The organism is Proteus mirabilis HI4320 (assembly GCF_000069965.1).
GTDB classification, from domain to species: Bacteria; Pseudomonadota; Gammaproteobacteria; order Enterobacterales; family Enterobacteriaceae; genus Proteus; species Proteus mirabilis.
The window spans coordinates 3,537,335-3,561,719 of sequence record NC_010554.1 but is presented as its reverse complement, the minus strand read 5'-3'; the positions used below and the strand labels follow the sequence as shown (position 1 = coordinate 3,561,719).

General features: G+C 40.3%; 18 protein-coding genes. 7 read left to right on the top strand and 11 right to left on the bottom strand.

Annotated features, from left to right (window positions below; translation table 11 throughout):
- Window positions 1–222: 222 nt before the first annotated feature.
- From argH to argC, 4 genes are all read right to left on the bottom strand, one after another.
- Window positions 223–1,605 (bottom strand): argininosuccinate lyase, encoded by a 1,383-nt coding sequence (gene argH / locus PMI_RS16020; protein ID WP_004246386.1) that lies wholly within the window; start codon window positions 1,603–1,605, stop codon window positions 223–225.
- A 92-nt stretch (window positions 1,606–1,697) separates the two neighbouring features.
- Window positions 1,698–2,909 carry an argininosuccinate synthase gene (locus PMI_RS16015; protein ID WP_004246387.1) on the bottom strand — a complete coding sequence of 404 codons (1,212 nt, stop codon included), beginning with the start codon at window positions 2,907–2,909 and terminating at the stop codon, window positions 1,698–1,700.
- Window positions 2,910–2,973: 64 nt separating this feature from the next.
- Window positions 2,974–3,747: an acetylglutamate kinase gene (argB, locus tag PMI_RS16010; RefSeq protein WP_012368683.1), complete on the bottom strand. Its 774-nt coding sequence runs from the start codon at window positions 3,745–3,747 to the stop codon at window positions 2,974–2,976.
- A 20-nt stretch (window positions 3,748–3,767) separates the two neighbouring features.
- Window positions 3,768–4,772 (bottom strand): N-acetyl-gamma-glutamyl-phosphate reductase, encoded by a 1,005-nt coding sequence (gene argC / locus PMI_RS16005; protein ID WP_012368682.1) that lies wholly within the window; start codon window positions 4,770–4,772, stop codon window positions 3,768–3,770.
- A gap of 100 nt (window positions 4,773–4,872) precedes the next feature.
- Between argC and argE the strand changes: the two genes are divergently transcribed.
- Window positions 4,873–6,036 (top strand): acetylornithine deacetylase, encoded by a 1,164-nt coding sequence (gene argE, locus PMI_RS16000; protein WP_004249893.1) that lies wholly within the window; start codon window positions 4,873–4,875, stop codon window positions 6,034–6,036.
- Between the two features lie 91 nt (window positions 6,037–6,127).
- Here the strand turns inward: argE and poxB are convergent, their stop codons facing one another.
- Window positions 6,128–7,852, bottom strand: a complete 1,725-nt coding sequence (poxB, locus tag PMI_RS15995) for a ubiquinone-dependent pyruvate dehydrogenase (protein WP_004246391.1) — start codon at window positions 7,850–7,852, stop codon at window positions 6,128–6,130.
- A gap of 564 nt (window positions 7,853–8,416) precedes the next feature.
- Between poxB and PMI_RS15990 the strand changes: the two genes are divergently transcribed.
- The 3 genes from PMI_RS15990 to PMI_RS15980 are packed head-to-tail and all read left to right on the top strand — an operon-like array spanning window position 8,417 to window position 10,865.
- Window positions 8,417–9,238, top strand: a complete 822-nt coding sequence (locus PMI_RS15990) for a DUF3100 domain-containing protein (protein ID WP_004246392.1) — start codon at window positions 8,417–8,419, stop codon at window positions 9,236–9,238.
- On the top strand, window positions 9,235–9,684 hold the full coding sequence (locus tag PMI_RS15985) for a hypothetical protein (RefSeq protein WP_004246394.1): 450 nt from the start codon (window positions 9,235–9,237) through the stop codon (window positions 9,682–9,684). The genes PMI_RS15990 and PMI_RS15985 overlap by 4 nt, the downstream gene beginning before the upstream one ends.
- Window positions 9,684–10,865 (top strand): M20 metallopeptidase family protein, encoded by a 1,182-nt coding sequence (locus PMI_RS15980; RefSeq protein WP_004246396.1) that lies wholly within the window; start codon window positions 9,684–9,686, stop codon window positions 10,863–10,865. Before PMI_RS15985 ends, PMI_RS15980 begins: the two co-directional genes overlap by 1 nt.
- 75 nt (window positions 10,866–10,940) lie before the next feature.
- Here PMI_RS15980 and PMI_RS15975 read toward each other — a convergent pair whose 3' ends face one another.
- Window positions 10,941–11,954 carry a LysR substrate-binding domain-containing protein gene (locus tag PMI_RS15975; RefSeq protein ID WP_004246397.1) on the bottom strand — a complete coding sequence of 338 codons (1,014 nt, stop codon included), beginning with the start codon at window positions 11,952–11,954 and terminating at the stop codon, window positions 10,941–10,943.
- A gap of 768 nt (window positions 11,955–12,722) precedes the next feature.
- Between PMI_RS15975 and proP the strand changes: the two genes are divergently transcribed.
- The 3 genes from proP to PMI_RS15960 are packed head-to-tail and all read left to right on the top strand — an operon-like array spanning window position 12,723 to window position 16,689.
- On the top strand, window positions 12,723–14,225 hold the full coding sequence (proP, locus tag PMI_RS15970; protein ID WP_004246398.1) for a glycine betaine/L-proline transporter ProP: 1,503 nt from the start codon (window positions 12,723–12,725) through the stop codon (window positions 14,223–14,225).
- 10 nt (window positions 14,226–14,235) lie between these two features.
- Window positions 14,236–15,666, top strand: a complete 1,431-nt coding sequence (gene phrB, locus PMI_RS15965; protein WP_012368681.1) for a deoxyribodipyrimidine photo-lyase — start codon at window positions 14,236–14,238, stop codon at window positions 15,664–15,666.
- A 39-nt stretch (window positions 15,667–15,705) separates the two neighbouring features.
- A complete protein-coding gene (locus PMI_RS15960; RefSeq protein ID WP_012368680.1) occupies window positions 15,706–16,689 on the top strand; it encodes a glycosyltransferase in 984 nt (327 codons plus the stop codon).
- Window positions 16,690–16,745: 56 nt separating this feature from the next.
- On the opposite strand, the gene ppc is transcribed toward PMI_RS15960, so the two are convergent.
- The 5 genes from ppc to metB form a co-directional block, all read right to left on the bottom strand.
- Complete coding sequence (gene ppc, locus PMI_RS15955) at window positions 16,746–19,382, bottom strand: phosphoenolpyruvate carboxylase (protein WP_004246402.1); 2,637 nt, start codon at window positions 19,380–19,382, stop codon at window positions 16,746–16,748.
- Between the two features lie 472 nt (window positions 19,383–19,854).
- A complete protein-coding gene (locus PMI_RS19335; protein WP_004246404.1) occupies window positions 19,855–20,016 on the bottom strand; it encodes a hypothetical protein in 162 nt (53 codons plus the stop codon).
- A 78-nt stretch (window positions 20,017–20,094) separates the two neighbouring features.
- Window positions 20,095–20,613, bottom strand: a complete 519-nt coding sequence (locus PMI_RS15950; protein ID WP_004246405.1) for a TIGR00645 family protein — start codon at window positions 20,611–20,613, stop codon at window positions 20,095–20,097.
- A 122-nt stretch (window positions 20,614–20,735) separates the two neighbouring features.
- Window positions 20,736–23,174, bottom strand: coding sequence for a bifunctional aspartate kinase/homoserine dehydrogenase II (locus PMI_RS15945; protein WP_004249705.1), 2,439 nt, complete (start codon window positions 23,172–23,174; stop codon window positions 20,736–20,738).
- A gap of 9 nt (window positions 23,175–23,183) precedes the next feature.
- The gene (gene metB, locus PMI_RS15940; RefSeq protein WP_004249706.1) at window positions 23,184–24,344 is read right to left on the bottom strand and encodes a cystathionine gamma-synthase; all 1,161 of its coding nucleotides are present in this window, start codon (window positions 24,342–24,344) and stop codon (window positions 23,184–23,186) included.
- Window positions 24,345–24,385: the final 41 nt, after the last annotated feature.

Sequence of the window (24,385 nt, the reverse complement as noted above, 5' to 3'; positions counted from 1 at the left end):
ACTTATTACTGATAGTTAATAGCTATAGATAATATAACAACTGATAAATTTTTCTATCAATCGTGCGTTATTGTAACGTGATTTTTTCATCTTTTATCAATAAATGGTGATATATCAATTGATTAAACTATTATTATCGGTAAGCGTCCATAAAAAAGCAGGGCAGTTCATGAGCCACCCTGCTTTTTTTGAATAATCTGTCAGTTATACAATGGGATAAAACTACTCATCCATATTAAGCTGTTTTTTGGCCTCAGTAATGGCATAAGAAACCTGCTGTTGAGATACCCCACCTTTTGCTAATCGTTTATCTAAACAAGATTGCAATGAAAGGATCTCGTAAACTTCAACGGTAATTTTGCTACTAAACTTCTGTAATTCAGATAGCGCCAACTCTTCAAGCGCTTTACCTTGCTCAATTGCACTAACAACAACTTCACCGACAATATGGTGAGCTTGGCGAAATGGCACCCCTTTTGCGACTAAATAATCAGCAAGCTCTGTCGCATTGGCATAACCTTGTTTTGCGGCCTCTTCACAACGAGGACGGCGAACCTGCAACCCATCAAGCACTAATGTTGCCATATGCAAACAATCAGACCAAGTATCAACGGCATCAAACAGCCCTTCTTTGTCTTCTTGCATATCTTTATTATAAGCAAGAGGCAACCCTTTTAGGGTCATCATCATTGCGGTTAATGCCCCTTGCACACGCCCGCACTTACCACGAATAAGTTCTAATGCATCAGGATTTTTCTTCTGTGGCATTAATGAAGAGCCAGAAGTGACTTTATCTGAAAGCTCAATAAAACCTGCTTCCCCACTATTAAAGAAAATCAAATCTTCAGCAAAACGAGAAAGATGCACCATACCAATAGCGGCCGCAGATAATAGCTCTAACACATGATCTCTATCTGATACGCTATCTAAACTATTGTTTGTTGCACTGGCAAAACCCAACCATTGAGCTAATTGTTCACGATCAATATCATAAGCGGTACCCGCCAAAGCGCCACTACCCAGTGGACTTACATCTAAACGCGTTAATGCATCCGCTAAACGGCTCTCATCTCTTGCTAACATCTCTTTATAAGCTAAACACCAATGCGCAAAAGTGACGGGTTGAGCACGTTGTAAATGAGTATAACCGGGCATCACAGCATGTTGATTTTGCTCAGCGGTTACCACTAACGCCTTTTGTAATTCAATAATAGCCTGACGTAAGTGGGCGACTTCTTCTTTACACCACAATTTTAAATCTGTCGCGACCTGATCATTACGGCTACGTCCAGTGTGCAACTTCTTACCTAAATCACCCACTTTGGCAATCAGTTTGCTCTCTACCCAACTATGAATATCTTCCGCATCACTTTGTAAAATAGAATGGGGATTAGCTGTTACTTCCTCAGACAGCTCATAAAGTGCCTGTTCAAGTTGAGCTTGTTCATCCTGCGATAAGACACCTACTGTGACTAACGCTTTAGACCAAGCTACTGAACCAAAGATATCTTGTTGTGCGAGTCGATAGTCAAACCGCAGTGAATCATTGAATTGTTTAAACCGTTGATCAGCTTGCTGACTAAAACGTCCACCCCAAAGTGCCATAATCACATCCTATTTTGTCTTTGTTAAAAGTCATGCTTGATAAAAATGTATAGAGTGATGCCTTTTGTCACATCACTCTTATTGGTCTCACCTTATTTCTTTTTACTTAATGCCCGAATACGTGATGGCAAAGAGTATAGGCGGATAAACCCTTCTGCATGGCTGTGATCATAGACTTCATCTTCACCAAAGGTGGCGAACTCTTCCGAGTAGAGGCTGTTGTCAGATTTTTTCTGAATAGCATTCACATGGCCTTTATAAAGCTCTAACACCACTTCGCCATTTACCTCTGTTGCCAGCGAGTCAGCAGCAGCTTGTAATGAAGCCCGAATTGGCGTAAACCAACGACCGTCATAAACAACATAAGACATCTCTAAACCCAACTGTTGACGCCATTTAAAAGCATCTCTATCCAAAACCAGTTGCTCAACACCACGCAGTGCCGCCATCATAATGGTGCCTCCCGGGGTTTCATAGCAACCGCGAGATTTCATACCGACCAGACGATTTTCCACAATATCAATACGACCAATACCGTGTTTTACGCCTAGCGTATTTAATGTAGCTAAACACTCATAAGGGGATTGAGCTTTGCCATTGATAGCAACCACTTCACCTGCTTTTACCGTTACAGAAACCTGTTCAGGTGTATCAGGGGCTTTTTTCGGATCTACCGTCCATGCCCAGCAATCTTCATTAGAAGCATTCCATGGACTTTCTAACACTCCACCTTCTGTTGAGATATGCCATGCGTTTTCATCACGACTATAAATTTTCTCAAGTGTCGCCGTGGTTGGAATATGACGAACTTTTAGATAATCCAGTAGAGCTTCACGGGAGCGCAAGTCCCACTCTCTCCAAGGCGCAACCACTTTAAGTTGCGGTGCCAGTGCGGTATAAGTACTTTCAAAACGAACTTGGTCATTACCTTTACCTGTTGCGCCATGCGCCAAGGCATCAGCCCCGAGTTTTAATGCCAATTCAACTTGTGCTTTAGCAATCACAGGACGTGCCATTGAAGTGCCTAACAAATAGCTCCCTTCATATAATGCTCCTGTTTTTAATACTGGATACACATAGTCTTTAATAAACTCTTCTCGTAAATCAACCACATAGCATTCACTGGCCCCTGACGCCAATGCTTTTTGCTCTACACCTTCCAGATCTTCACGGCTTTGTCCCACATCAGCAACAAACGCAACCACCTCGCAATTGTCATAATGCTCTTTTAACCAAGGGATGATAGCCGATGTGTCTAGACCACCTGAATATGCCAGTACAATTTTTTTAATACCTTTCGTCATAGTGATAACCTTTATTCTCAATTGTGTTTATTTCGCCAATATACAAAGCGTTATGTGGTTGTGTTTAAGCTAAAATACGTGTCCCGATCACCATACCATTAAATAAATCAGTCAGTTTTTCCGCGTGACGCCAACTGGCTATTTCAACAGGACGTCTAAGCGTTCTTGCCGCTTCTAACGCAGCATTAACTTTAACAATCATGCCGTCGGTGATAATGCCTTGGTCGATTAATGCTTGCGCTTTTGTGGCAGATATTTCTGTGAGTTTTTGTCCTTTGCCATCCAAAATGCCGCTTACATCTGAGAGCAACACCAAATCTGCTCCTAAGGTTTCAGCAATCGCTGTTGCCGCTTGGTCAGCATTAACATTCATCAGTTCACCTTGGATACTCACACCTATAGAACTAATAATCGGGAGATACCCTGCATTCAGTAATAGATTTAATAACTCAGGAGAGCCAGGTTCAGCATTTCCTACATGACCTAGTTCATCACTAATTTTTGTTACTTTAGCTAATTGGCCATCGCCCAAACAAAGTCCGACACCATTTAAACCAAAGCGTGTGGCCCATGACAGCAATGTTTTATTGGCACTTCCTGCCAACGCGCCAGTAATAATGTCAATTTGATCGGCGGGGGTAACTCGTAGGCCTTGTTTTTTAACAACGGGCAATTGCAGCTTTTTCATCAGAGAATCAACCAAACAGCCACCACCATGAACAATCACTAATGGACGACTATGACTAGTACGATATTCTTGTAGTGCTGTAAAAAAACGTGTTAACGCTTTTTCGTTATCTAGCAGTACACCGCCTAGTTTGATAATTAATGGTTCCATAAAACGTCCCTACTCATTATTTAGATAAGTGTTTCGGTTGGTGCAAAACCGAACCGAATGTTCATACATTGCACCGCTTGTGCTGCGGCCCCTTTTAATAAGTTATCTTCCGCACCGACAATAATTAAATGCTCACCTTGTTGTGCTAACCCGATATCACAAAAGGCGGTACCGACAACGGCTTTTAATGCAGGTAGACCTTTGTCATACACACGTACCAACGGTTGGCCTTGATACGCTGTTTCAAATGCCTGCCTTACCTCATTTTCTGTGACACCTTGTTTTAACTTACAGGTGATAGTGGCTAAGATCCCCCTAGCAAAATTACCAAGATGAGGAGTAAAAATGACATCAATGCCAAGGTGAGTAGCAATTTCCGGTTGGTGACGATGCGTAAAAACACCGTAAGGTTGTAAACTCACTTCACAAAAGCTGTTTGTTAAAGACGCTTTTCTGCCTGCGCCACTTACACCGCTGGTGGCATTGATAACAGGCCAGTGAGTGCTGTCTAATAATCCCGCTTCAACTAATGGCTTTAACGACAGCTGAGAAACGGTGGGATAACAACCCGGCACAGCAATAAGTTGAGCCTGACTAATCTGATCAGCGTTCCATTCGGCAAGACCATAAACCGCCTGTGATAACCAATCAGTATTCTTATGCTCGAATCCATAGTATTGTTGGTAGAAATGTTTATTTTGTACTCGGTAGGCGCCGGATAAATCGAACACCACACACCCCTGAGCGAGAAAAATAGGGGCAATGTCATGACTAACTTCATGTGCGGTGGCTAAAAAAACGATATCGATATTTTCAGCGGCATTAGCAACATCGACCATAGGCTCAAGTGGCAAATCAACTAAGCCACGATATTGTGGGTAAAGCTCAGAAAAGCACTTCCCTGCATCTACACTTTGAGCGGATACCATCAGTCTGCTCAAATTTACATGGGGATGCTGCTGAAGATAGGCTGCTAATTCAGCACCGGTGTAACCACTTGCTCCTACAATCAGAGTATTTAACATGTCATTCTTACCTTGTACTATGAACACAAACCGATTAATGTATTTTTATTCAAAAAAAGTGCATGAATATTGATACTATTATGAAGAAAGGCTGTCAACAGTGAATATTAAATTACCTACATTTATTGAGCTTTATCGACAATTAATTGCAACACCCTCAATTAGTGCAACAGATGCTAAGACAGACCAAAGTAACGAGGCACTGATTAATCTGTTGGCTAATTGGTTGGAAACACTCGGTTTTTCAATTGAAATACAACCAGTACCTGAAACCAGAGGGAAATTTAACCTACTTGCTACCCTTGGCAGTGGAACCGGCGGGTTATTACTCTGTGGACATACGGATACGGTGCCATTTGATGAAGGGCGTTGGACTCAAGATCCCTTTACCCTAACGGAAAAAGAAGGCAAGTTATATGGTTTAGGTACGGCAGATATGAAAGGCTTTTTTGCCTTTATTATTGATGCATTGCGAGATATAGATACCTCTCAACTCACACATCCTCTGTATATTCTTGCTACAGCAGATGAAGAAACGTCGATGGCTGGTGCACGTTATTTTGCCGCTAATACCGCTATTCGTCCTGATTTTGCTATTATTGGCGAACCCACCTCATTACAACCAATACGTGCTCACAAAGGGCATTTATCTAATGCTATCCGTATTACTGGGCAATCCGGTCACTCTAGTGATCCGGAAAAAGGTGTCAACGCTATTGAGTTAATGCATGAATCTATCACCCATCTCAGTACACTGCGCGATAGATTAAAAACCCGTTATAACAATCCGGCGTTTGTTATTCCCTATCCCACCATGAACTTTGGTTATATTAACGGTGGTGATGCTGCTAATAGAATTTGTGCTTGCTGTGAATTACATATGGATATTCGCCCATTACCGGGATTAACGCTGCAAGATCTTGATGATCTGCTGCACGAAACATTAGCCCCGGTAAAAGCGCGCTGGCCGGGACGTTTAAGTGTCGAAGCATTGCACGAGCCTATTCCCGGCTACGAGTGTCCGACCGATCATAAAATGGTTGCCGTGATTGAAAAACTACTGGGTGAGAAAGCGCAAACTGTTAATTACTGTACCGAAGCACCTTTTATTCAAGCGCTATGCCCTACGCTAGTGCTTGGTCCTGGCTCCATTGAACAAGCCCACCAGCCTGATGAGTTTATTGATATGGCTTTTATTGAGCCAACTCGTGAATTAATGGGGCAATTAATTGAAAACTTTTGTTTAGCAGAGAAAGCGAAATAATAAAAAATCCTATCGACTTATGTTGAAATGCAAGTTGCAGGTAGGCTATTAGCCCCTGCAACTCGCAATATAACGATTATGCGTTTAATGATTAGCGCAACCAGTTGGTTTTCGCTAATTGCACTATTTCATCGCCACGACCATTAATAATCGCTTTCATCATATACAAGCTAAAACCTTTGGCCTGCTCAAATTTAATTTCCGGAGGCATGGAAAGCTCTTGTTTTGCGGTTACCACATCCACAATAACAGGGCCATCATGTTCAAAGGCTGTTTTTAATGCTTCATCAAGATCTTCGCCTTTCTCAACGCGAATACCTTTAATTCCCGCCGCATTGGCAATAGCGGCAAAATCAGGATTATGTAAATCGGTGCCATCAGTCAAATAGCCCCCCGCTTTCATTTCCATCGCCACAAAACCTAATACGCTGTTATTAAAAATCACCACTTTCACCGGTAAGTTCATTTGAGCCAATGAGATGAAATCACCCATTAACATGGTAAAACCACCGTCACCGCACATCGCCACAACTTGACGTTTTCTGTCCAGTGCTTGAATACCAATAGCTTGCGCCATCGCATTCGCCATTGAGCCATGGTTAAATGAACCAATTAAACGACGTTTACCATTCATTTTCACGTAACGTGCTGCCCAAACTGTTGGCGTGCCAACATCACAGGTAAATACCGCATCATCGTTGGCTAATTCACTTAATCGACGTGCTAAATACTGAGGGTGGATCAACTCACGCTCACTAGGTTGAGCCAATGCATCTAAATCTTTGCGTGCTTTAGCATAATGTTTTAACGAGGCATCAAGATGTGCGGTATCTGTTTTCTCTTTTAATCGCGGTTGTAATGCATTAAGGGTTGCTTTGACATCTCCAACAAAAGCCATATCCACATGGCAATGTGAGCCAATGCTACTTGGATTAAGGTCAATTTGAATAATATTAGCTTTGGCAGGATAGAAAGCGCGATAAGGGAATTGAGTACCTAACAGTACTAAAGTATCGGCATTCTCCATTGCGTGATAACCCGATGAAAAACCGATAAGACCCGTCATTCCCACGCTACATGGATTATTCCACTCAAGATACTCTTTACCACGTAGTGCATGCACAACAGGGGCTTTTAAGGTTTGTGCTAGTTTCACCACTTCATCATGTGCTTGAGCACAACCGGCACCACACATTAAGGTGATATTTTTAGCGTTATTCAGTGCCTCAGAAAGTTTTTCGATTTCAAAACGATTCGGCATAATCAGTGGTGATTGTAGTGGATACCAATTTTCATGGGCATCTTCTGGAGCGGGTTTTAACGCTACATCACCGGGTAATACCACCACCGCAACACCCTTTTTCAAAATAGCGGTGCGCATAGCGATAGCCAGAATTTGTGGGATCTGATCGGGATTAGAGACTAATTCACAATAGTGACTACATTCACGAAACAACTCTTGAGGATGAGTTTCTTGAAAGTAATTACTACCAATTTCAGCAGAGGGAATATGAGCGGCAATCGCTAACACGGGAACATGATTACGATGACAATCAAAAAGTCCATTAATTAAGTGTAAGTTACCTGGTCCACAGGAGCCGGCACAAACGGCTAATTCACCATTGATAGCCGCTTCTGCTCCGGCGGCAAAAGCCGCGACTTCTTCATGGCGTGTGCCCATCCATTCAATGGTACCCATTTTGCGCAAGCTATCACTTAATCCATTCAATGAATCGCCCGTCACCCCCCAAATACGTTTCACACCTGCATTATGGAGCACTTTAGCAATATAGGTTGCAACTGTTTGCTTACTCATGTGACGCATTTCCTTTTTATTTTAGTGGGTAATCTCTCTACATGCTGCCCCAGATATAACAACCGACTCTTTTACCACATCATATAGAGAATACCGTGTTATTAAATCAAATATTAAGAATAACATCTCTTGATTGATTGTCACGGTAGATAGGTCAATTAATAAAGGAAATTAACTATAAAAAATAATACTATTGATAAACGCACTTATCGCTTTTATGACTCATTTCGCATTAAATAAGAATCTATCTCATTTATATTGTATTAAAATCATCAAGTGCTAGACAAAATAAACTTATAGGATTATTTTAATAATTAAACTAATTTTTAATTGCTCTTTTTCTACTATCATTTTATTTAACAATATAGCTGACACATTTCAGCCTTACTCTCTGTCTTTCCTCAATAATTTCAGTTAACTCAAATTGTTAATAAATTTATTACTATTATTTTATTTCATGTCCCATGAAAAAGAGGTATGAAGTAAACATGACATTGGTCACGCTACCTTTTGCTTTTTGTCCTCTAGAATAAAGCCTGTTTATTTTTCTACGGAGATTAACGGATGGACAAAAGTAGAAGTCCGATAAAGGTTTTCTTTATTAGTATTCTGGCAGTCCTTTTCTTAATTTTTATTTCACAATATGTGATTGGTAAAAAAGAAATTAAGATTGGCATTGCAGTCATTCCTATTCTACCAATGTTATTTGCAGTTATTATTGGTATGTTTATGTCGGCTGGATTTACCCGCAAAAAAATTAAAGTTTGGGGTAAATTATTTACAGAAAAAGAAGAAGGCTTCTGCGGTAAAATGGTAGGTTTCAGCCTACTTATTTTAGGTACGCAATATGCTGGCATGATCGTCCCAAATATAAAAATGATTTTAAGTGTCGGTATTCCTTTATTTGTTCAAGAGCTAGGAAACTTATTACCAGTATTAATTGCCGTACCATTAGCCATTAAATTTGGTTTTGGTCGCCGTGCAATTGGTGCATGTTCATCTATTAGTCGAGAACCTTCTATCGCCGTTATTCAAGGTAGATTTGGGACTGGCTCACAAGAATATATTGGTGTATTAGCTATTTACTTATGTGGTTCTGTTATCGGGACTTTATGGTTTAGCGTATTAGGTAGTCTTGCACCATTAACAGGCTTACACCCACTTGCTCTAGCAGCAGGCTCCGGCGTAGGTTCAGGTTCAATGTTAAGTGCTGCATCAGGGGCATTAATTAACGGTTTAGACGAAGCTTTAGCACAACAAGTATTAAGTGTTGCGGCTGCATCTAACTTATTATCTTCTGCACTTGGCGCACTCTCATTAACCTATTTAGGTTTACCTCTTTCAGAAAAAATTTATAAAGTTTTCACCAGAGGCAAAACTGCATGAAAAATATAATTATAGATATGAAATTAGTATTCGTTGCTATTTTACTGGCAATGTTTACTCAAACGTTAACATCAGGGATTGCTATTTATGCAATGTGGGATAGCTTTATTGCTATGTCTGTAGTGGTTTTTATTTCACTCGTTGCTAAACAATATTTACCTTCATCTCTACCAACATTTGCTTATGCAACTATTATCGGGATACTTATTTGTTTACCTGAAACACCTGTAAGAGAGTTTTTTATTAGTTCTATCGGTAAAGTCTCTTTCTTATCTTGTTGTGTACCTTTATTAGCATTTGCTGGTTTATCCGTTGGTGGCCAATTAGAAGAACTGAAGAAAATGTCATGGAAAGTGATCCTTATTTTCATGATTGTTTCTACCTGCTGTTTCTTCGGCGCATCAATCGTCGCACAAATTGGATTTACTATCCAGGGAGTTATCTAATGAATAATATTTATAATGTCAGCGAAAAACTCTTTCAATTAAATGACTTTAGTAAAAAAACACGACAAGATCTGCACAAAATTCCTGAGTTATCAGGTGAAGAATATAAAACATCAAAGTATTGCCGTGAATTGATGGAAAGCTTTGGCTATCAAATTAAAACCTTTGATGGCTATACTGGATTTACTGCCGATTTAATTGTTAATGCTGATTTTCCACTGATTGCCATCCGTGCAGATATGGATGGATTAGAAATGCCAGACTTAACGAACAACGAACACAGCTCTATCCATCAAGGTTGTGCACATAATTGTGGTCACGATACTCATATGACCATTGCATTAACGGCCGCTAAATACCTTGCTGAAAACCAAGCAGAAATGAGCGCTAATGTGCGTTTTATTTTCCAAATGGCAGAAGAGGATATGCGTGTTCCTGGTGCTGACAAAATGGTTGAGTTAGGTTGCATGGAAGGCGTTGATGAAACTTACGCACTACATAATGATGCAGCTATCGAAACCGGTTGTGTACGTTTTAATGATGGTGTCATGTCATCTTACGGCTCAGCATGGACATTAGATGTTTATGGTGTTTCTGCGCACGGATCTACACCGCATAAAGGTTTAGATGCTATTCGTGAAGCAACTCGCTTAATTGATTATATGGATTATGTGGTTGCCAAAAAAACTGATCCCTTTAGCCCTGCGGTATTTGGTTGCGGCATGATCAATGGCGGTACTATTCCTAATGCGTTAGCAGATCACGTTCAAGCCCGTGGTACTATCCGCTCTATGGATGAAAATACCGACAAAGTATTAAAAGAAAGCTTTAATGAAATCGTAGCGCGCAGTACAGCGGGTGGATTTAAAACAACATTAACAGCAACAGGCTACCCTGCTGTTATTAACCATCCTACGGCTTATCAGCGTTTACTAGAAGCCACTCGCCAATTTTTACCAGAAGAGAATATCGAATCTAACGGTAAACCAATGACGGGTAGTGAAGACTTTAGCTATATGGTGAATGCCACTAAAGGTAAAGTTGGCGCAATGTTCTTTTTAGGCAGTGGTAATCAAGCTAAAGGTATCAATAACTACCTTCATGCTAATCCTTATTTTGTTGATGATGATTGCTTATTAGTGGGTGCACAGATTTTTGTTAATCTGCTAACTCGCAAATAATTACTTATTCTGCCCTAAGCCCGTTTTTTGCCCCCGCAAAAACGGGCTTTTTAGTCCCTCATCTTAACTGAAGATTTATTCTATTATTTTCTCTTTGCTATTTACCGAAATCAGATCAGGTAACCCCTGATACACTTCTTTGCTATGCCACTGGGTTTCCCACTGCTCTGGCATCTGAATAATATTTCTATCAATATGCGGAGCATAGAGTGAAATAAACTCATGCATATAATCTTTCATATGCGTATGTTTACTTAGGCATATATGTGTATAACTGGGCTGTACTAAGTGATCGATATTGATGCACTTTAATGCTTGGCTATCTTCTATTTCATCATAAGCAACCGTGGCAATCACACCAATACCAAGGTGGCGCTTGACATAATATTTAATAATTTCGGTATCTGTCGCCGTCAATGCCACTTGAGGTTTAAGATGGTTTTTATAAAACACTTTATCGAGTTTAGAGCCTCGAGTGAAACCAAACACATAGGTAATAAGGGGATATTGGCCAAGTTGTTCAATGGTAACCTGTTGATCATCAGGTAATGATGCAAGAGGGTGATCATAAGGTACTAATAAACTGCGAGTCCAGCGATAGCAAGGCAAAGTAATTAAATCTTCATATAAATGCATCGATTCTGTGGCAATGGCAAAATCGACATCGCCATTTTTTACCATTTCTGCTAACTGAGCAGGAGCACCTTGGTGAAAATGGAGTGAAATATTAGGGTAATAGCGGCGAAAATGATCAATGACGTTGGGTAAGGAGTAACGTATTTGCGTATGTGTTGTGGCAATGTGCAAATCTACTTTTTTATTACGATCTTCTTCTGCCACAATACTTTTAATTTTATCAACCTGTCCAAGAATATCGCTAGCTATTTTATGGACCTCTTTCCCCATAGGACTAAGTGCTAATAAATTATTATTTTTACGGACGAATAAAGAAACACTGAGTTCGTCTTCTAATATCTTAAGTTGCTTACTAATCGTTGGTTGTGAAGTATAGAGTTTCTCTGCCGCATTCGTAATGTTAAAGTCATTTCGCACTACTTCAACAAAGCTTTTCAGTTGATTAATATTCATGAGGAGTACCTGGGTTAATTGGCACAAGCATGCCGTTAATTATTGATTTTATAAAAATAATTATTGTTAATATTTATACTACAATGCATTACTCAAATTATCTGCTCTTATGCCTAGTGGATATTATGACATCTCCTCTCTTTTTGCTCTCTTAATAAGAATAGTGATATCTACTTAATTATCCACTGACTTACCTTATCTATTTGCTAGAATAGAAAAGTGACTGCACCAAATCTAGCAATGACTGTTTTTATTTCTGTGTTTTAGCACAACGAATAATAGATGATTTCATCCACATTAAAGCAGATATTAACTATTTATTATGCATAATTTGACTATCAATATATTATTTCTAATCAAAAAATAAAAAACCAACATAACCCATTGTTATATAATAATATTTACTATTAGCTTTTTATCGCCATCTTCATCTAACTTAATTCAAATTTACAACCATTAACATCATGGATTTTACACAAAAGCCATATTCAGCTATGATATAGGTCACATTTTTTACTTAGAGGCTTCGTTTTGTTATATCAAAACAACGACAAAAAATCCCTAATCTTTCATTTAACCTCATCTATACTTAATAAGTGTTCCATAAGCTATTAGTTCACCCTCACTATTTAACTATGTAGAAGTAAACTGTTTTTTAGTGAATTATTACCACTCTCTTTTCTCGCTATAAAATAGTCACTTCATTTCGTTTAATTATTAATTGAATAACAACAATTTACTAATACCTTAATTGAAAGGTCACTTAATATGAAATTGAAGAAAAAAAGAAATAAACCATTAAGAATCAATGATATAACCATTATTGATGATAGCAAACTTAAAAAAGCCATTACTGCGGCAGCGTTAGGTAATGCAATGGAGTGGTTTGATTTTGGTGTATATGGCTTCTTGGCTTATGTATTAGGTCAAGTGTTTTTCCCTGGTGCATCACCTGGCGTACAAATGATCGCAGCACTTGCGACATTCTCAGTCCCATTCCTTGTTAGACCATTAGGTGGGGTTGTATTTGGTATGTTGGGGGATAAGTTTGGACGACAAAAAGTCTTATCTGTCACCATCATAATTATGGCATTAAGTACTTTTGCTATCGGTCTTATTCCTGGGTATGACACCATTGGGATTTGGGCACCCGTCTTACTGTTATTAGCAAAACTAGCCCAAGGCTTCTCAATTGGTGGTGAGTACTCAGGTGCGGCGATTTTCGTTGCCGAATATTCACCAGACCGTAAACGGGGCTTTATGGGAAGCTGGTTAGATTTCGGCTCTATTGCCGGCTTCGTTATGGGGGCGGGTGTTGTTGTCCTTATCTCAACCATTATGGGTGAAGCTGCATTCCATGAGTGGGGATGGCGTATTCCATTCTTCTTGGCATTACCTTTAGGTCTGATTGGCTTATATTTACGTCATGCCTTAGAAGAAACCCCGGCCTTCCAACAACATGTTGATGAAATGAACAGCGATGATCGTAAATCTATCGAAAATCCGCCACGTGTTTCATTACGAGAAATCGCTTCCAAGTATTGGAAAAGTTTAACGGTATGTGTGGGCTTAGTGATTGCGACCAACGTCACCTACTACATGTTGCTAACCTATATGCCAAGTTATTTATCCCATAACTTAAATTATTCCGCCGATCATGGGGTCTTGATCATCATCGCGATTATGATAGGGATGCTATTTGTTCAGCCTGTGATTGGATTACTGAGTGATAAGATTGGTCGTAAACCTTTTGTTATCGGGGGTAGCGTTGGACTGTTTATATTGGCATATCCGGCCTTTATGATGATTAACAGTGATGAAATCGGCTTAATTTTCTTAGGATTATTAATTCTTGCGGTTTTATTAAACTGTTTTACTGGGGTGATGGCCTCTATTTTACCGGCTATTTTCCCAACCCATATTCGTTATAGTGCCTTAGCTATTGCATTTAATATTTCGGTATTAATTGCTGGTGCCACACCAACTGCAGCGGCTTGGTTAGTTGAAGCGACTGGCAATTTATATATGCCCGCCTATTATCTAATGGTAGTTGCTGTTGTCGGTTTGATAACGGGTATAAAAATGATTGAAACAGCCAACAAACCATTACGTGGAGCAACACCGGCAGCATCAGATAAATCAGAAGCGAAAGAGATTTTATCTGAGCACTATGACAATATCGAACAACGTGTTGAAGATATCGAAGCGGAAATTGAAGCATTACAGAAAAAACGCCAAGCGCTTATCGATCAACATCCAAAATTAGATTAAGAGAGGTTACATGCACTCAGCGCCTGTTCATTTAGTTTGGTTCCGTCATGATCTAAGAGTGACCGATAATAAAGCGCTCTTTTATGCTTGCCAAAATACACAGGCGCAGGTACATGCCATTTTTACCGTCACGCCTGCACAGTGGAAAGCCCATCATATGGCTTTATCACAGCAGGCGTTTATTCATGATGCATTGCTTAATCTTTCCCATGCGCTAGCTAAATTAAATATTCCACTGACACTTATCATCAGTGATACATATGCTGATGCGGCACAAAGTATTGTGGATTATTGTCAGCAACATCAGGTCACTGCGCTATTTTTTAATCATCAATATGCGCTTAATGAGCAAAACCGTGATAAAAAAGTAATGGAATTACTCGCCCATAACACCACGGTTTATTGTTACCACGATAACGTTTTTGTGCCACCGGGGAATGTCGTGACCCAACAAGGAGAGATGTACAAAGTCTTTACTCCTTTTAGAACCGCATTTTTACGGCTATTTCTATCGCAAGATAATGCTTCATTACCTGCCCCCGAAATAAGAGCACACCAAAAAGCCGTTTCACCGTTAAGTGCACCACTTTTTGCACTACCAATATCATCAACCAAGATGTTCCCAGCAAGCGAACAAGCAGCGTTACAGCGTTTAAAACAGTTTTGCTATGAAAGGGTGATACATTATGCAAAATGGCGAGATATTCCTGCTATTGATGGAACCAGTCAATTATCCCCTTATCTTGCCATAGGCCTAGTGTCTGTGCGCCAATGTTTTAATCGCCTTTACCAAACAGAGCCTGATTTCTTAGAAAATAACCATTCCAGTACATTTGTTTGGTTTAATGAGTTAGTTTGGCGCGAGTTTTATCAACATCTAATAGTTGCTAACCCGAGTTTATCCAAACAGATAGCTTTTCAACCATGGACAGAAAATATTCGCTGGCGTAATGACCAAACTGAATTTACCGCTTGGACACAGGGCTTAACAGGCTTTCCTATTATTGATGCCGCGATGCGACAACTGAATCAAACCGGCTGGATGCACAATCGCTTACGTATGCTGACGGCAAGTTTTTTAGTCAAAGATCTATTAATTGATTGGCGCTGGGGGGAAAATTATTTTATGTCACAATTAATTGATGGTGATTTCGCGTCAAATAATGGTGGCTGGCAATGGGCTGCATCAACAGGCACTGATGCTGTACCTTATTTTCGTATTTTTAATCCGACAACCCAAGGACGTAAGTTTGATCCTGATGGTGAGTTTATCCGCCACTGGCTACCAGAGCTTGCTGATGTCCCAGATCGCTATATCCATACTCCTTCTGAATGGGCAATCAAAACAGGTCACTACCTCGATTATCCACAACCAATTGTTGATCACGCCAAAGCACGAGTAACTGCAATTGCGTCTTATGAAGAGGCCAAAAAAAGGTAAAATAGCGCGATATTATCTCTCAATCCTTGGCGGGCTATTGTGAAAACACCGATTATTTCTGTTATCGTTCCTATGTTTAATGAGGCATCTCGCATTACGCGATTATTAGAGAGCCTACTTTGCCAAACCTTTCACGACTTTGAAGTGATCATTATAAATGATGGCTCAACGGATAATAGTGTTGACATCGCTATGCTCTATTGCCAACAAGATAATCGTTTTCACCTTTATCACCAAACTAACCAAGGGTTATCTAGCGCGAGAAATACTGGCTTAAAATATGCTCAAGGTGATTGGATAGTCTTTTTTGATAGCGATGATTTTATTAAACCTCAATTACTGGCACATTGGCATCAATTAGCCTGCGAACAACATATCGATGTATTAATAGGCAATGGTGAACGCTATGATGTACATAATCCACAAAAGCATCAAACTACCATCCACCAACGTCAACCTTATCAACAAGTGATCAGCGGCCAAGAGTGGGTGATCCATGCCGTTACGCAACATCAATGGCCACATTTTGTTTGGTTACAATTTATTCGCCACGAAATAATCAAAAAACATCACCTACGCTTTATTGATGGCCTTTATCATGAAGATATTTTGTGGACGACACAACTTGCACTGGTCACTCAACGTATCGCCTTTGATGATCAACCTCTTTATTACTATTGCGCTAATCCTAACTCTATTACGCGTAAACCTAATCCACAAAAAGAAGCCAAGCGCGCACAAAGTTATTTGCAAATCGTTATACAACTCTTGCAGCTTGCAGATAAACAACATCAACCACTATTAGCCAACGCGTTGCGCCAACAAGCACTACGTGAACTTGGCAGTTTCTTTATTCTTTTTCGTAAACGCTGTGATACAAAAAACCAAGCCATCATTGCACAGCAATTTAGTACTTATCACCTTTTTCCAGCCCTTAATAAAGGCGCCCAAAATTGGCATCAACGTTGGTTTATTTGCCGTGTTTATTGCGTTCTTTATTGGCACCGTTGGAAAAAAAGATAAAAAAACAGCGCTAAATTTAGCGCTGTTTTACTAATAAAATAACCCTATTGCGACCACTAACCGGTATTACGCATACCCGCTGCAATACCTGCGATAGTCACCATCAACGCTTGTTCAATACGTGGATCAGACTCGCTATGAGTACGAGAGCGTTGCAATAGCTCTGCCTGTAGGACGTTAAGTGGATCAGTATAAACATTACGCAATGCGATAGATTCAGCAACCCACGGTAAGTCCGCCATTAAATGCTCATCTTTGGAAATCGCTAATACACTCTTAATATCATCAGAGAGTTGTTGACGTAATTTCGCCCCTAATGGCCATAAATTTTCTTCGACTAAACGCTGATCGTAATACTCCGCAAGCCATAGATCCGCTTTTGCATACACCATCTCTAGCATAGCAATACGAGTATTAAAGAAAGGCCAATTCTCACACATATCATCCAATACGGCTTGTTTTCCGTTATCTATCTCATGCTGTAAAGCAGCACCGGCCCCTAACCATGCGGGTAACATTAAACGGTTTTGAGTCCAAGCGAAGATCCACGGAATAGCACGCAATGTTTCAACGCCTCCTGTTGGACGACGTTTAGCAGGTCGAGAGCCTAATGGTAATTTACCTAATTCACCTTCTGGCGTCGCTGCTCGGAAATAAGGCACAAAATCTTTTTCACCTCTGACATAGCCACGATACATCTCGCAAGATACATCAGATAAAGCATCCATAACCTCAATCCAAGCTGTTTTTGGCTCTGGAGGAGGCAATAAATTAGCTTCTAAAATCGCACCAGCATAGTGAGCCAAACTACTGATAGTCACTTGCGGTAAGCCAAATTTAAAGCGGATCATCTCTCCTTGCTCTGTCACCCGCAACCCACCTTTTAAACTCCCCGGTGGTTGTGATAATAATGCAGCATGTGCCGGCGCACCTCCACGGCCGATAGTGCCTCCACGGCCATGAAATAGCGTTAATGTCACGCCAGATTTCTCACATAACTTAATTAAAGCATCCTGTGCTCGATATTGTGCCCACGATGCCGCCATCACACCCGCATCTTTCGCTGAGTCAGAATAACCAATCATTACCATCTGTTTGTTATCAATTAAATCGCGATACCACGGAATATCAAACAGACGGGTCATCACACTTTCTGCGTTATTTAAGTCTTCTAACGTTTCAAATAATGGTGCTACCGGTAAACGAATATCTGCCCCTGCTTCTTTTAGTAATAGTTTAACGGCTAATACATCCGAAGGGACTTTCGCCATGGAAATCACATAAGAAGCAATAGAATCTTTTGGTGACTCAGCAATTACCCGACAGGTTTCAAATACCTCTTTAGTTGCTTCACTCGGTTGCCAATGAGTAGGGATCAATGGGCGTTTAGAGTTAAGTTCTGTCAGTAAAAACGTCTGTTTTTGCTCTTCAGACCAACTAGCATAATCACCAAGCTCTAAATATTGCGTTAATTCAGACAGCGCTTCGGTATGATTAGTGCTTTCTTGGCGAATATCGAGTCGCACCAGTTGTAATCCAAAACAACGGATACGGCGCAAAGTATCTAATAACTGTCCATTGGCAATAATGCGCATACCACACTGATGCAGTGATTGGTAACAAGCATATAAAGGTTCCCAAAGTGCTGAATTATCAATCAGTAAGCCTTCAGGAGGTAATGATTGCTGACCTTTGATACGTTGTTCTAAATAATCACGAGTCACTTGTAAACGAGTGCGCAATTGTTTGGCTATTTCACGATAAGGCTCGGCAACATCGGCACCGCCCGCTAATTCGCGTAATTCTGGTGTGCTTTCTGTCATAGACAGCTCAGAAACGAGCACCTGAATATCATTTAAAAATAGATCGGCGGCTTTCCAGCGACTAAGTAATAATGCATGACGGGTAATTTCAGCGGTAACATTTGGGTTACCATCACGATCTCCCCCCATCCATGAAGTAAAGCGAATAGGAGAAGCTTCTACCGGTAAATTGTAGTCAATAGACTCTTCTAACTGTTCATTAAATTCACGTAAGAAAGCAGGCACACCTTCCCATAAGCTATTTTCGACCACCGCAAAACCCCATTTCGCTTCATCAATAGGGGTTGGGCGAATTTTTCTGATCTCATCGGTATGCCACGATTGCGCAACCAATTGGCGTAAACGGCGCATAATATTGGTACGTTCATAATCGGCAAGATCATCATGATCAAGCTGAGATAAGCAAGTATTGACTTCCACTAGCTTATGAATAAGCGTGCGGCGAGCAATTTCCGTTGGATGAGCCGTTAAGACTAATTCAATCGAAATTTGTTCAACGGCTTGTTTGAGTTGCTGATTAGTAAAGTTTTTATCTTTCAGCCGTTCAATTAATTTAGCCAATGCCACAGGATTACTTGCCGCCTCGCCATGAGGAGAAATGCTATGGTATTGCTCTGCCACATTAGTCAGGTTTAAGAATTGGTTGAATGCTCTAGCAACAGGTAATAACTCATCATTAGAGAGATTTTGTAAGGTTAATAGTAGCTTTTGTCGCTGAACTTCATTACCTGCTCGTGATGACTTAGATAACTTTCGGATAGATTCCACTTTATCTAAAATTTCTTCACCGAGTGCCTCTTTTATCGTGTCGCCGAGTAGTTTGCCAAGCATGCTGACATTACTACGCATAGCAGAATATTGTTGATTCATAAGACTCCTGACCTTGGCTTTGTGTCGGTAACAACATACTTTTTACTAAGAAAAAGTCATGTCCTTCCAGTTGTGTAATTAATTTTCATTTTTTATGTGACTTTATTGTGATTTTTGTGATAAGCCACACTGCTTTTTACTTATAGCCTACTATTCATATCAGAAAATAAGCGTTTTGGGGGAATTTTCTGAAATTTAATTACGGCTTTAGTGTTATAAGAATGGCTAATATCGACGTTGTTTTTGCTCAATATTAACCATAATAAGGACATTTTTTTGTTTCTTATCGTCTAAGAAGCGTTTTTTACTAGAAAGGGTGAAATAAGTAAAAATTTATCTGGCGAAAAATTTAGATGAATTTTTTTAATATTGATAAATTGTCTGGTGTTTTTTCTCCAATTTCACCCTATCGATACCCCTTAAATAGAAAAGGCGCTGACTATGCAGCGCCTTGTGTTAACAAATAGCACATTCACTTTTTCAATGAATCAATCTTTTTTTCTACGTTTTCTTTAAGATCAGATGCACCATGTTTTAAATCGTGGGCAACTTCAGATAATTTTTCTTCTGTCCGATGCTTCACCTCCGTCGCTTTATCTTTTAGCTGATCAACATGTTTTTCAATTTTTGACATTAATCGCTCCTTTGTGACTAGAGATGATCTAAGTATAGCCAAGGTTAAAAATAACGACGTGCTGTAGCTCTCATTTTATCACCCTTGATTGGCTTTATTTGCTCGCTTACTTCGTTTAGAGATCTTCTCTAAATAGCCCATCACAAAAGCGGAAAAAACAAAAGTCAGATGTAGCACCACATACCATAATAACTTGTTATCGGGGATATTTTTTAAGTCCATAAACACCCCTAACAAATGAATAGAAGAGATAGCAACAATAGAAGCAGCAACTTTATTTTTCAGCGATTCTGCATCCATGTTACCTAACCAAGAGAGTTTATCCTTCGCGCCTTCGATTTCCATATTGGTAATAAAATTCTCATAACCTGAGAAAATAACCATTATCAATAACCCCCCCACTAATGCCAAATCAATTAGCGATAATAAACGTAAAACTAAATCAGCTTCAGATAAGGCAAATATATTGGGTAAGATCTCGTACATTGACTGAAAAAACTTAATCGTTAATGCCAACAATCCAAGAGATAAGCCAATATAGACAGGTGCAAATAACCAACGAGAGCGATACATCCATTTTTCAACAATTCTATTCATATTTCCTCTCTATCTACACAATTAATCATCATCTTTTTCAGTATAGAAGAGAAAAAAATACACAGAAAACTATCAGCAATAAAAAAATCACTGATAGTTTTGATTAAAAAGAAAATAGTCTTTTACAATAGTTGAGAAAGGCGATTGAGATCAGACTGAATAGCCCCCGCAGTCACATCACGTCCAGCACCAGGACCTCTAATGACTAATGGGTTATCACGATACCAACGGCTTTCAATAGCAAATAGGTTATCCCCCGGTAATAGTGATGCCAGAGGATGATCTTTTCTCACCGCTTCAACCCCAACCTTCGCTTTGCCGTTAGCGTCAAACCGCGCAATATAACGCAGTACCATATCCATCTCATTGGCAGCCGCTAAACGTTGTGCCATTTGTTCATTAATCACACTGCTATTTTCAAAGAAGGCTTCTAATGATCCACTTTGCGCTTGAGCAGGAACCAGCGATTCAACACGGACTTGCTCAGGTTCAATATCATAGCCAGCTTCACGGGCTAAAATAATCAATTTGCGCATCACATCTTGTCCTGATAAATCGATACGCGGATCAGGCTCGGTTAGCCCTTGTTGCCATGCTTGCTCTACCAAATCACTAAAAGGTACGCTGCCATCAAATTGTAAAAATAGCCATGACAATGTGCCGGAGAAAATACCACTGATAGATAAAATCGTATCACCGCTTTCACGTAGATCACGCACCGTATGATTAATAGGTAATCCCGCACCAACTGTCGCATTATATAACCAGTGGCGTCCTGTTTTAGAGAAAGCATCACGAGTTGCGCGATAGCGTAAACTTGATGCCGAGCCAGCGATTTTATTTGCACTAATCACATGAAAACCATAGCTGGCAAAATCTTCATAACAGGCGGCAAGCTCTTCATTAGCGGTAATATCGACCACCACTAAATCATCAAAAGGATGCGATCTCATCCATAAATGAAGCGACTCTTCACTATGCACTGTTGCTTCATCATCAAAAAAGGCCAGTGCGCGACTAGGATCAATACCTTGGTGATCTAGTAGGCTGCGACGGCTATCTACCACCCCCGCCAGAATAAATTCAAAATCACTACGTGCAGATAATGGCTCTTGTTCACGAGCAAACAGCTCTAACCAACGTGAGCCAATATTCCCTTTACCAAACAGCACTAAACCAATCTGTTTTTCTGCCCTAAATAATGTTTGATGTAAACCTTGCAATAATGAAGCCGTATAGTTACGTAATACCGCAACTAAACTGATGTTATCTTCCGCGTGCCAAATAAACTCTACCGGTTGATCTTTAAGTTGTTGGTAGAAACGGTGGCAATGGAGTGGATTTTTACATACCCCGGCGCCAACTAAAGCAACGAGAGAAAAGCCCTCTCGCAGATGTAATTTACCCGGTAAGGCCGCATCTTGCAGAACATCTAACGCACTATTAGCGACTTCACTGGTGTAACACAACTGTAGCAACTGACTATCTCTATCAATACCTGTTGCCAGTGGACGAATTTGTACCCGCTGAAGTAATGCATCCACTTCTTTAGCGATTTGTTCAAAATTTTGATGTGCGGCTAATTGAAGCTCAATTAAACAAACATCATCATGGCTAGTGACAATTTTTGCCCCTGTGCCTGATGCTAATACCCGTTCAATTCGAGTTGAACCCTGCTCTGGTTGGTAACTGCAACGTAATTGTAAATCGATATTGCTCCCTGAGACGGGTTGTAGTGTGCGTGTATGCAAAACGGGCGCCGCTAATCTTGCCAGCTCGCTCGCCTCATCTAAACGCAATAACGGTAGCAAACAGGCATCTTTCACTTTTCGGGGATCGGCACTATAAACCCCTGCAACATCGCTCCAAATGGTCACTTTACCCACATCAGCTAAAGCACCTACTTGGGTCGCTGAGTAGTCACTACCATTACGGCCTAATAGCACCGTCTCACCTTGTTGATTACGACTAATAAAACCCGTTACCACAAAGCGACATTGAGGATATTTAGCCAGCAATGATTGTAACAAAGGACGCGATAAGGCTTCATTAACTTGAGGCTGTGCGGCGCGCTCTGCACATAAAAACTCTCGCGCATCTAACCACACACTAGGTAAACCCTGCTCCGTTAATAAGCTTGCCATTAATCTCGCTGACCAAATTTCACCATGACCAACGACTTCAGCATAAGTTGCATCCGTTATCGGCTTATCAAGTAAGTAACTTAGTCTTTCTAAATCAGCAATAAAGGCCTGTGAAAGAGCTTGTGCATGCTCTTTTGATAATAGTCCTTCAATTAAGGATAGCTGATAACGACGTAATTCTTGCTGAGCTTGATGGGCAGAAATACGATCACTTTGACTCAATTTTAACCAGTTAATCAGCTGATTTGTTGTCGAGCCTGCTGCAGAAACCACCATTAAATCATTAGGTTGGCTATAATTTGTCATGATATTCACAACTCGCTGATAACATTTTATGTCTGCAAGACTGCTACCACCGAATTTATGTAACTGACGGCAAGTTGGTTGCGCCTGTTGTTTAATCGCCACTACGCTCATGATCCATGGTTACCTTTTCGTTGCTGCATTAAACGCATTTTGTAAATCGTTGATGAGATCCAGACTATCCTCAATCCCCACGGAAATGCGCAATAAAGCGTTACTGATCCCAGCGGTTTTTCTCGCTTCTTCAGACATTCCTGCGTGTGTCATGGTCGCCGGATGACAAATTAATGTTTCTACACCACCTAAAGACTCTGCCAGTGTAAAGAGTGTTAAATGAGATAAAAAGGATTTAATTGCTTCAATCCCCCCTTTTAACTCAAAACTTAACATCGCACCAAAACCTTGTTGCTGTTTTTTCGCTATCGCGTGACCGACATGATGTTCTAGTGCTGGGTAATAAATTTTATCCACTAAGGGTTGTGTTTGTAGATAAGCCACCAATGCTTGAGTATTTTCTTGTTGTAATCGAATTCGTGGTACTAAGGTTCTGATCCCTCGTAATAACAAATAACTATCAAACGCCCCAGCAGTAACACCAATATTATTTGCCCACCAGCTTAAATCCTCAAGCTGTTTCCTACACTGACTAATCACAACACCCGCGACAAGATCAGAATGCCCATTAAGATACTTAGTGCAAGAATGCACCACTAAATCAGCCCCTAAAGCCAATGGCTTTTGCAATACCGGGCTCATAAAGGTGTTATCCGCCACCACCAACGCCCCAACTTGGTGAGCTAATTGGCTTATTTTCTCAATATCAGTGATGCGCAATAGTGGATTACTGGGTGTTTCAATAAATACTATTTTTGGTGCTAATGCCAACGCCTGTTGTAACGCTTGCTCATCGTTTTGATCAACAAATACCACACGATAAGCACCACGTTGCTGCTGACTATTAAACAGACGATAACTGCCCCCATAACAATCATGGGGCGCCACAATGACATCACCCGGTTTTAAAAAAGTCGTACAAATTAAATGAATTGCTGACATCCCACTGCTAGTAACAACCGCTCCCACCCCACCTTCAAGCTCTGCTAATGCATTTTGCACCATATCGCGCGAGGGATTGCCCCGACGAGAGTAATCATGTTCACGAGGTTGATTAAATGCTAAGAAATTATAGGTGCTAGAAAGATAGATTGGCGGTACAACACAGCCATATTGCTTATCTTCATTAAGCCCATTGTGAATGGCAATGGTTGCGGTTTTCTTCGTCATACAGACACCTTGTTACAGCGCTAAGTGGAAAAGTCGCTTAC

Excerpts from the sequence above, each read along its gene's own strand:
- poxB (WP_004246391.1), bottom strand. The coding sequence starts at position 7,852 with ATGAGTAAGCAAACAGTTGCAACCTATATTGCTAAAGTGCTCCATAAT.
- PMI_RS15990 (WP_004246392.1), top strand. The coding sequence starts at position 8,417 with ATGGACAAAAGTAGAAGTCCGATAAAGGTTTTCTTTATTAGTATTCTG.
- argC (WP_012368682.1), bottom strand. The coding sequence starts at position 4,772 with ATGTTAAATACTCTGATTGTAGGAGCAAGTGGTTACACCGGTGCTGAA.
- PMI_RS15985 (WP_004246394.1), top strand. The coding sequence starts at position 9,235 with ATGAAAAATATAATTATAGATATGAAATTAGTATTCGTTGCTATTTTA.
- PMI_RS15980 (WP_004246396.1), top strand. The coding sequence starts at position 9,684 with ATGAATAATATTTATAATGTCAGCGAAAAACTCTTTCAATTAAATGAC.
- PMI_RS15945 (WP_004249705.1), bottom strand. The coding sequence starts at position 23,174 with ATGAGCGTAGTGGCGATTAAACAACAGGCGCAACCAACTTGCCGTCAG.
- argH (WP_004246386.1), bottom strand. The coding sequence starts at position 1,605 with ATGGCACTTTGGGGTGGACGTTTTAGTCAGCAAGCTGATCAACGGTTT.
- metB (WP_004249706.1), bottom strand. The coding sequence starts at position 24,344 with ATGACGAAGAAAACCGCAACCATTGCCATTCACAATGGGCTTAATGAA.
- phrB (WP_012368681.1), top strand. The coding sequence starts at position 14,236 with ATGCACTCAGCGCCTGTTCATTTAGTTTGGTTCCGTCATGATCTAAGA.
- proP (WP_004246398.1), top strand. The coding sequence starts at position 12,723 with ATGAAATTGAAGAAAAAAAGAAATAAACCATTAAGAATCAATGATATA.
- PMI_RS16015 (WP_004246387.1), bottom strand. The coding sequence starts at position 2,909 with ATGACGAAAGGTATTAAAAAAATTGTACTGGCATATTCAGGTGGTCTA.
- ppc (WP_004246402.1), bottom strand. The coding sequence starts at position 19,382 with ATGAATCAACAATATTCTGCTATGCGTAGTAATGTCAGCATGCTTGGC.
- PMI_RS15975 (WP_004246397.1), bottom strand. The coding sequence starts at position 11,954 with ATGAATATTAATCAACTGAAAAGCTTTGTTGAAGTAGTGCGAAATGAC.
- argB (WP_012368683.1), bottom strand. The coding sequence starts at position 3,747 with ATGGAACCATTAATTATCAAACTAGGCGGTGTACTGCTAGATAACGAA.
- PMI_RS15950 (WP_004246405.1), bottom strand. The coding sequence starts at position 20,613 with ATGAATAGAATTGTTGAAAAATGGATGTATCGCTCTCGTTGGTTATTT.
- PMI_RS19335 (WP_004246404.1), bottom strand. The coding sequence starts at position 20,016 with ATGTCAAAAATTGAAAAACATGTTGATCAGCTAAAAGATAAAGCGACG.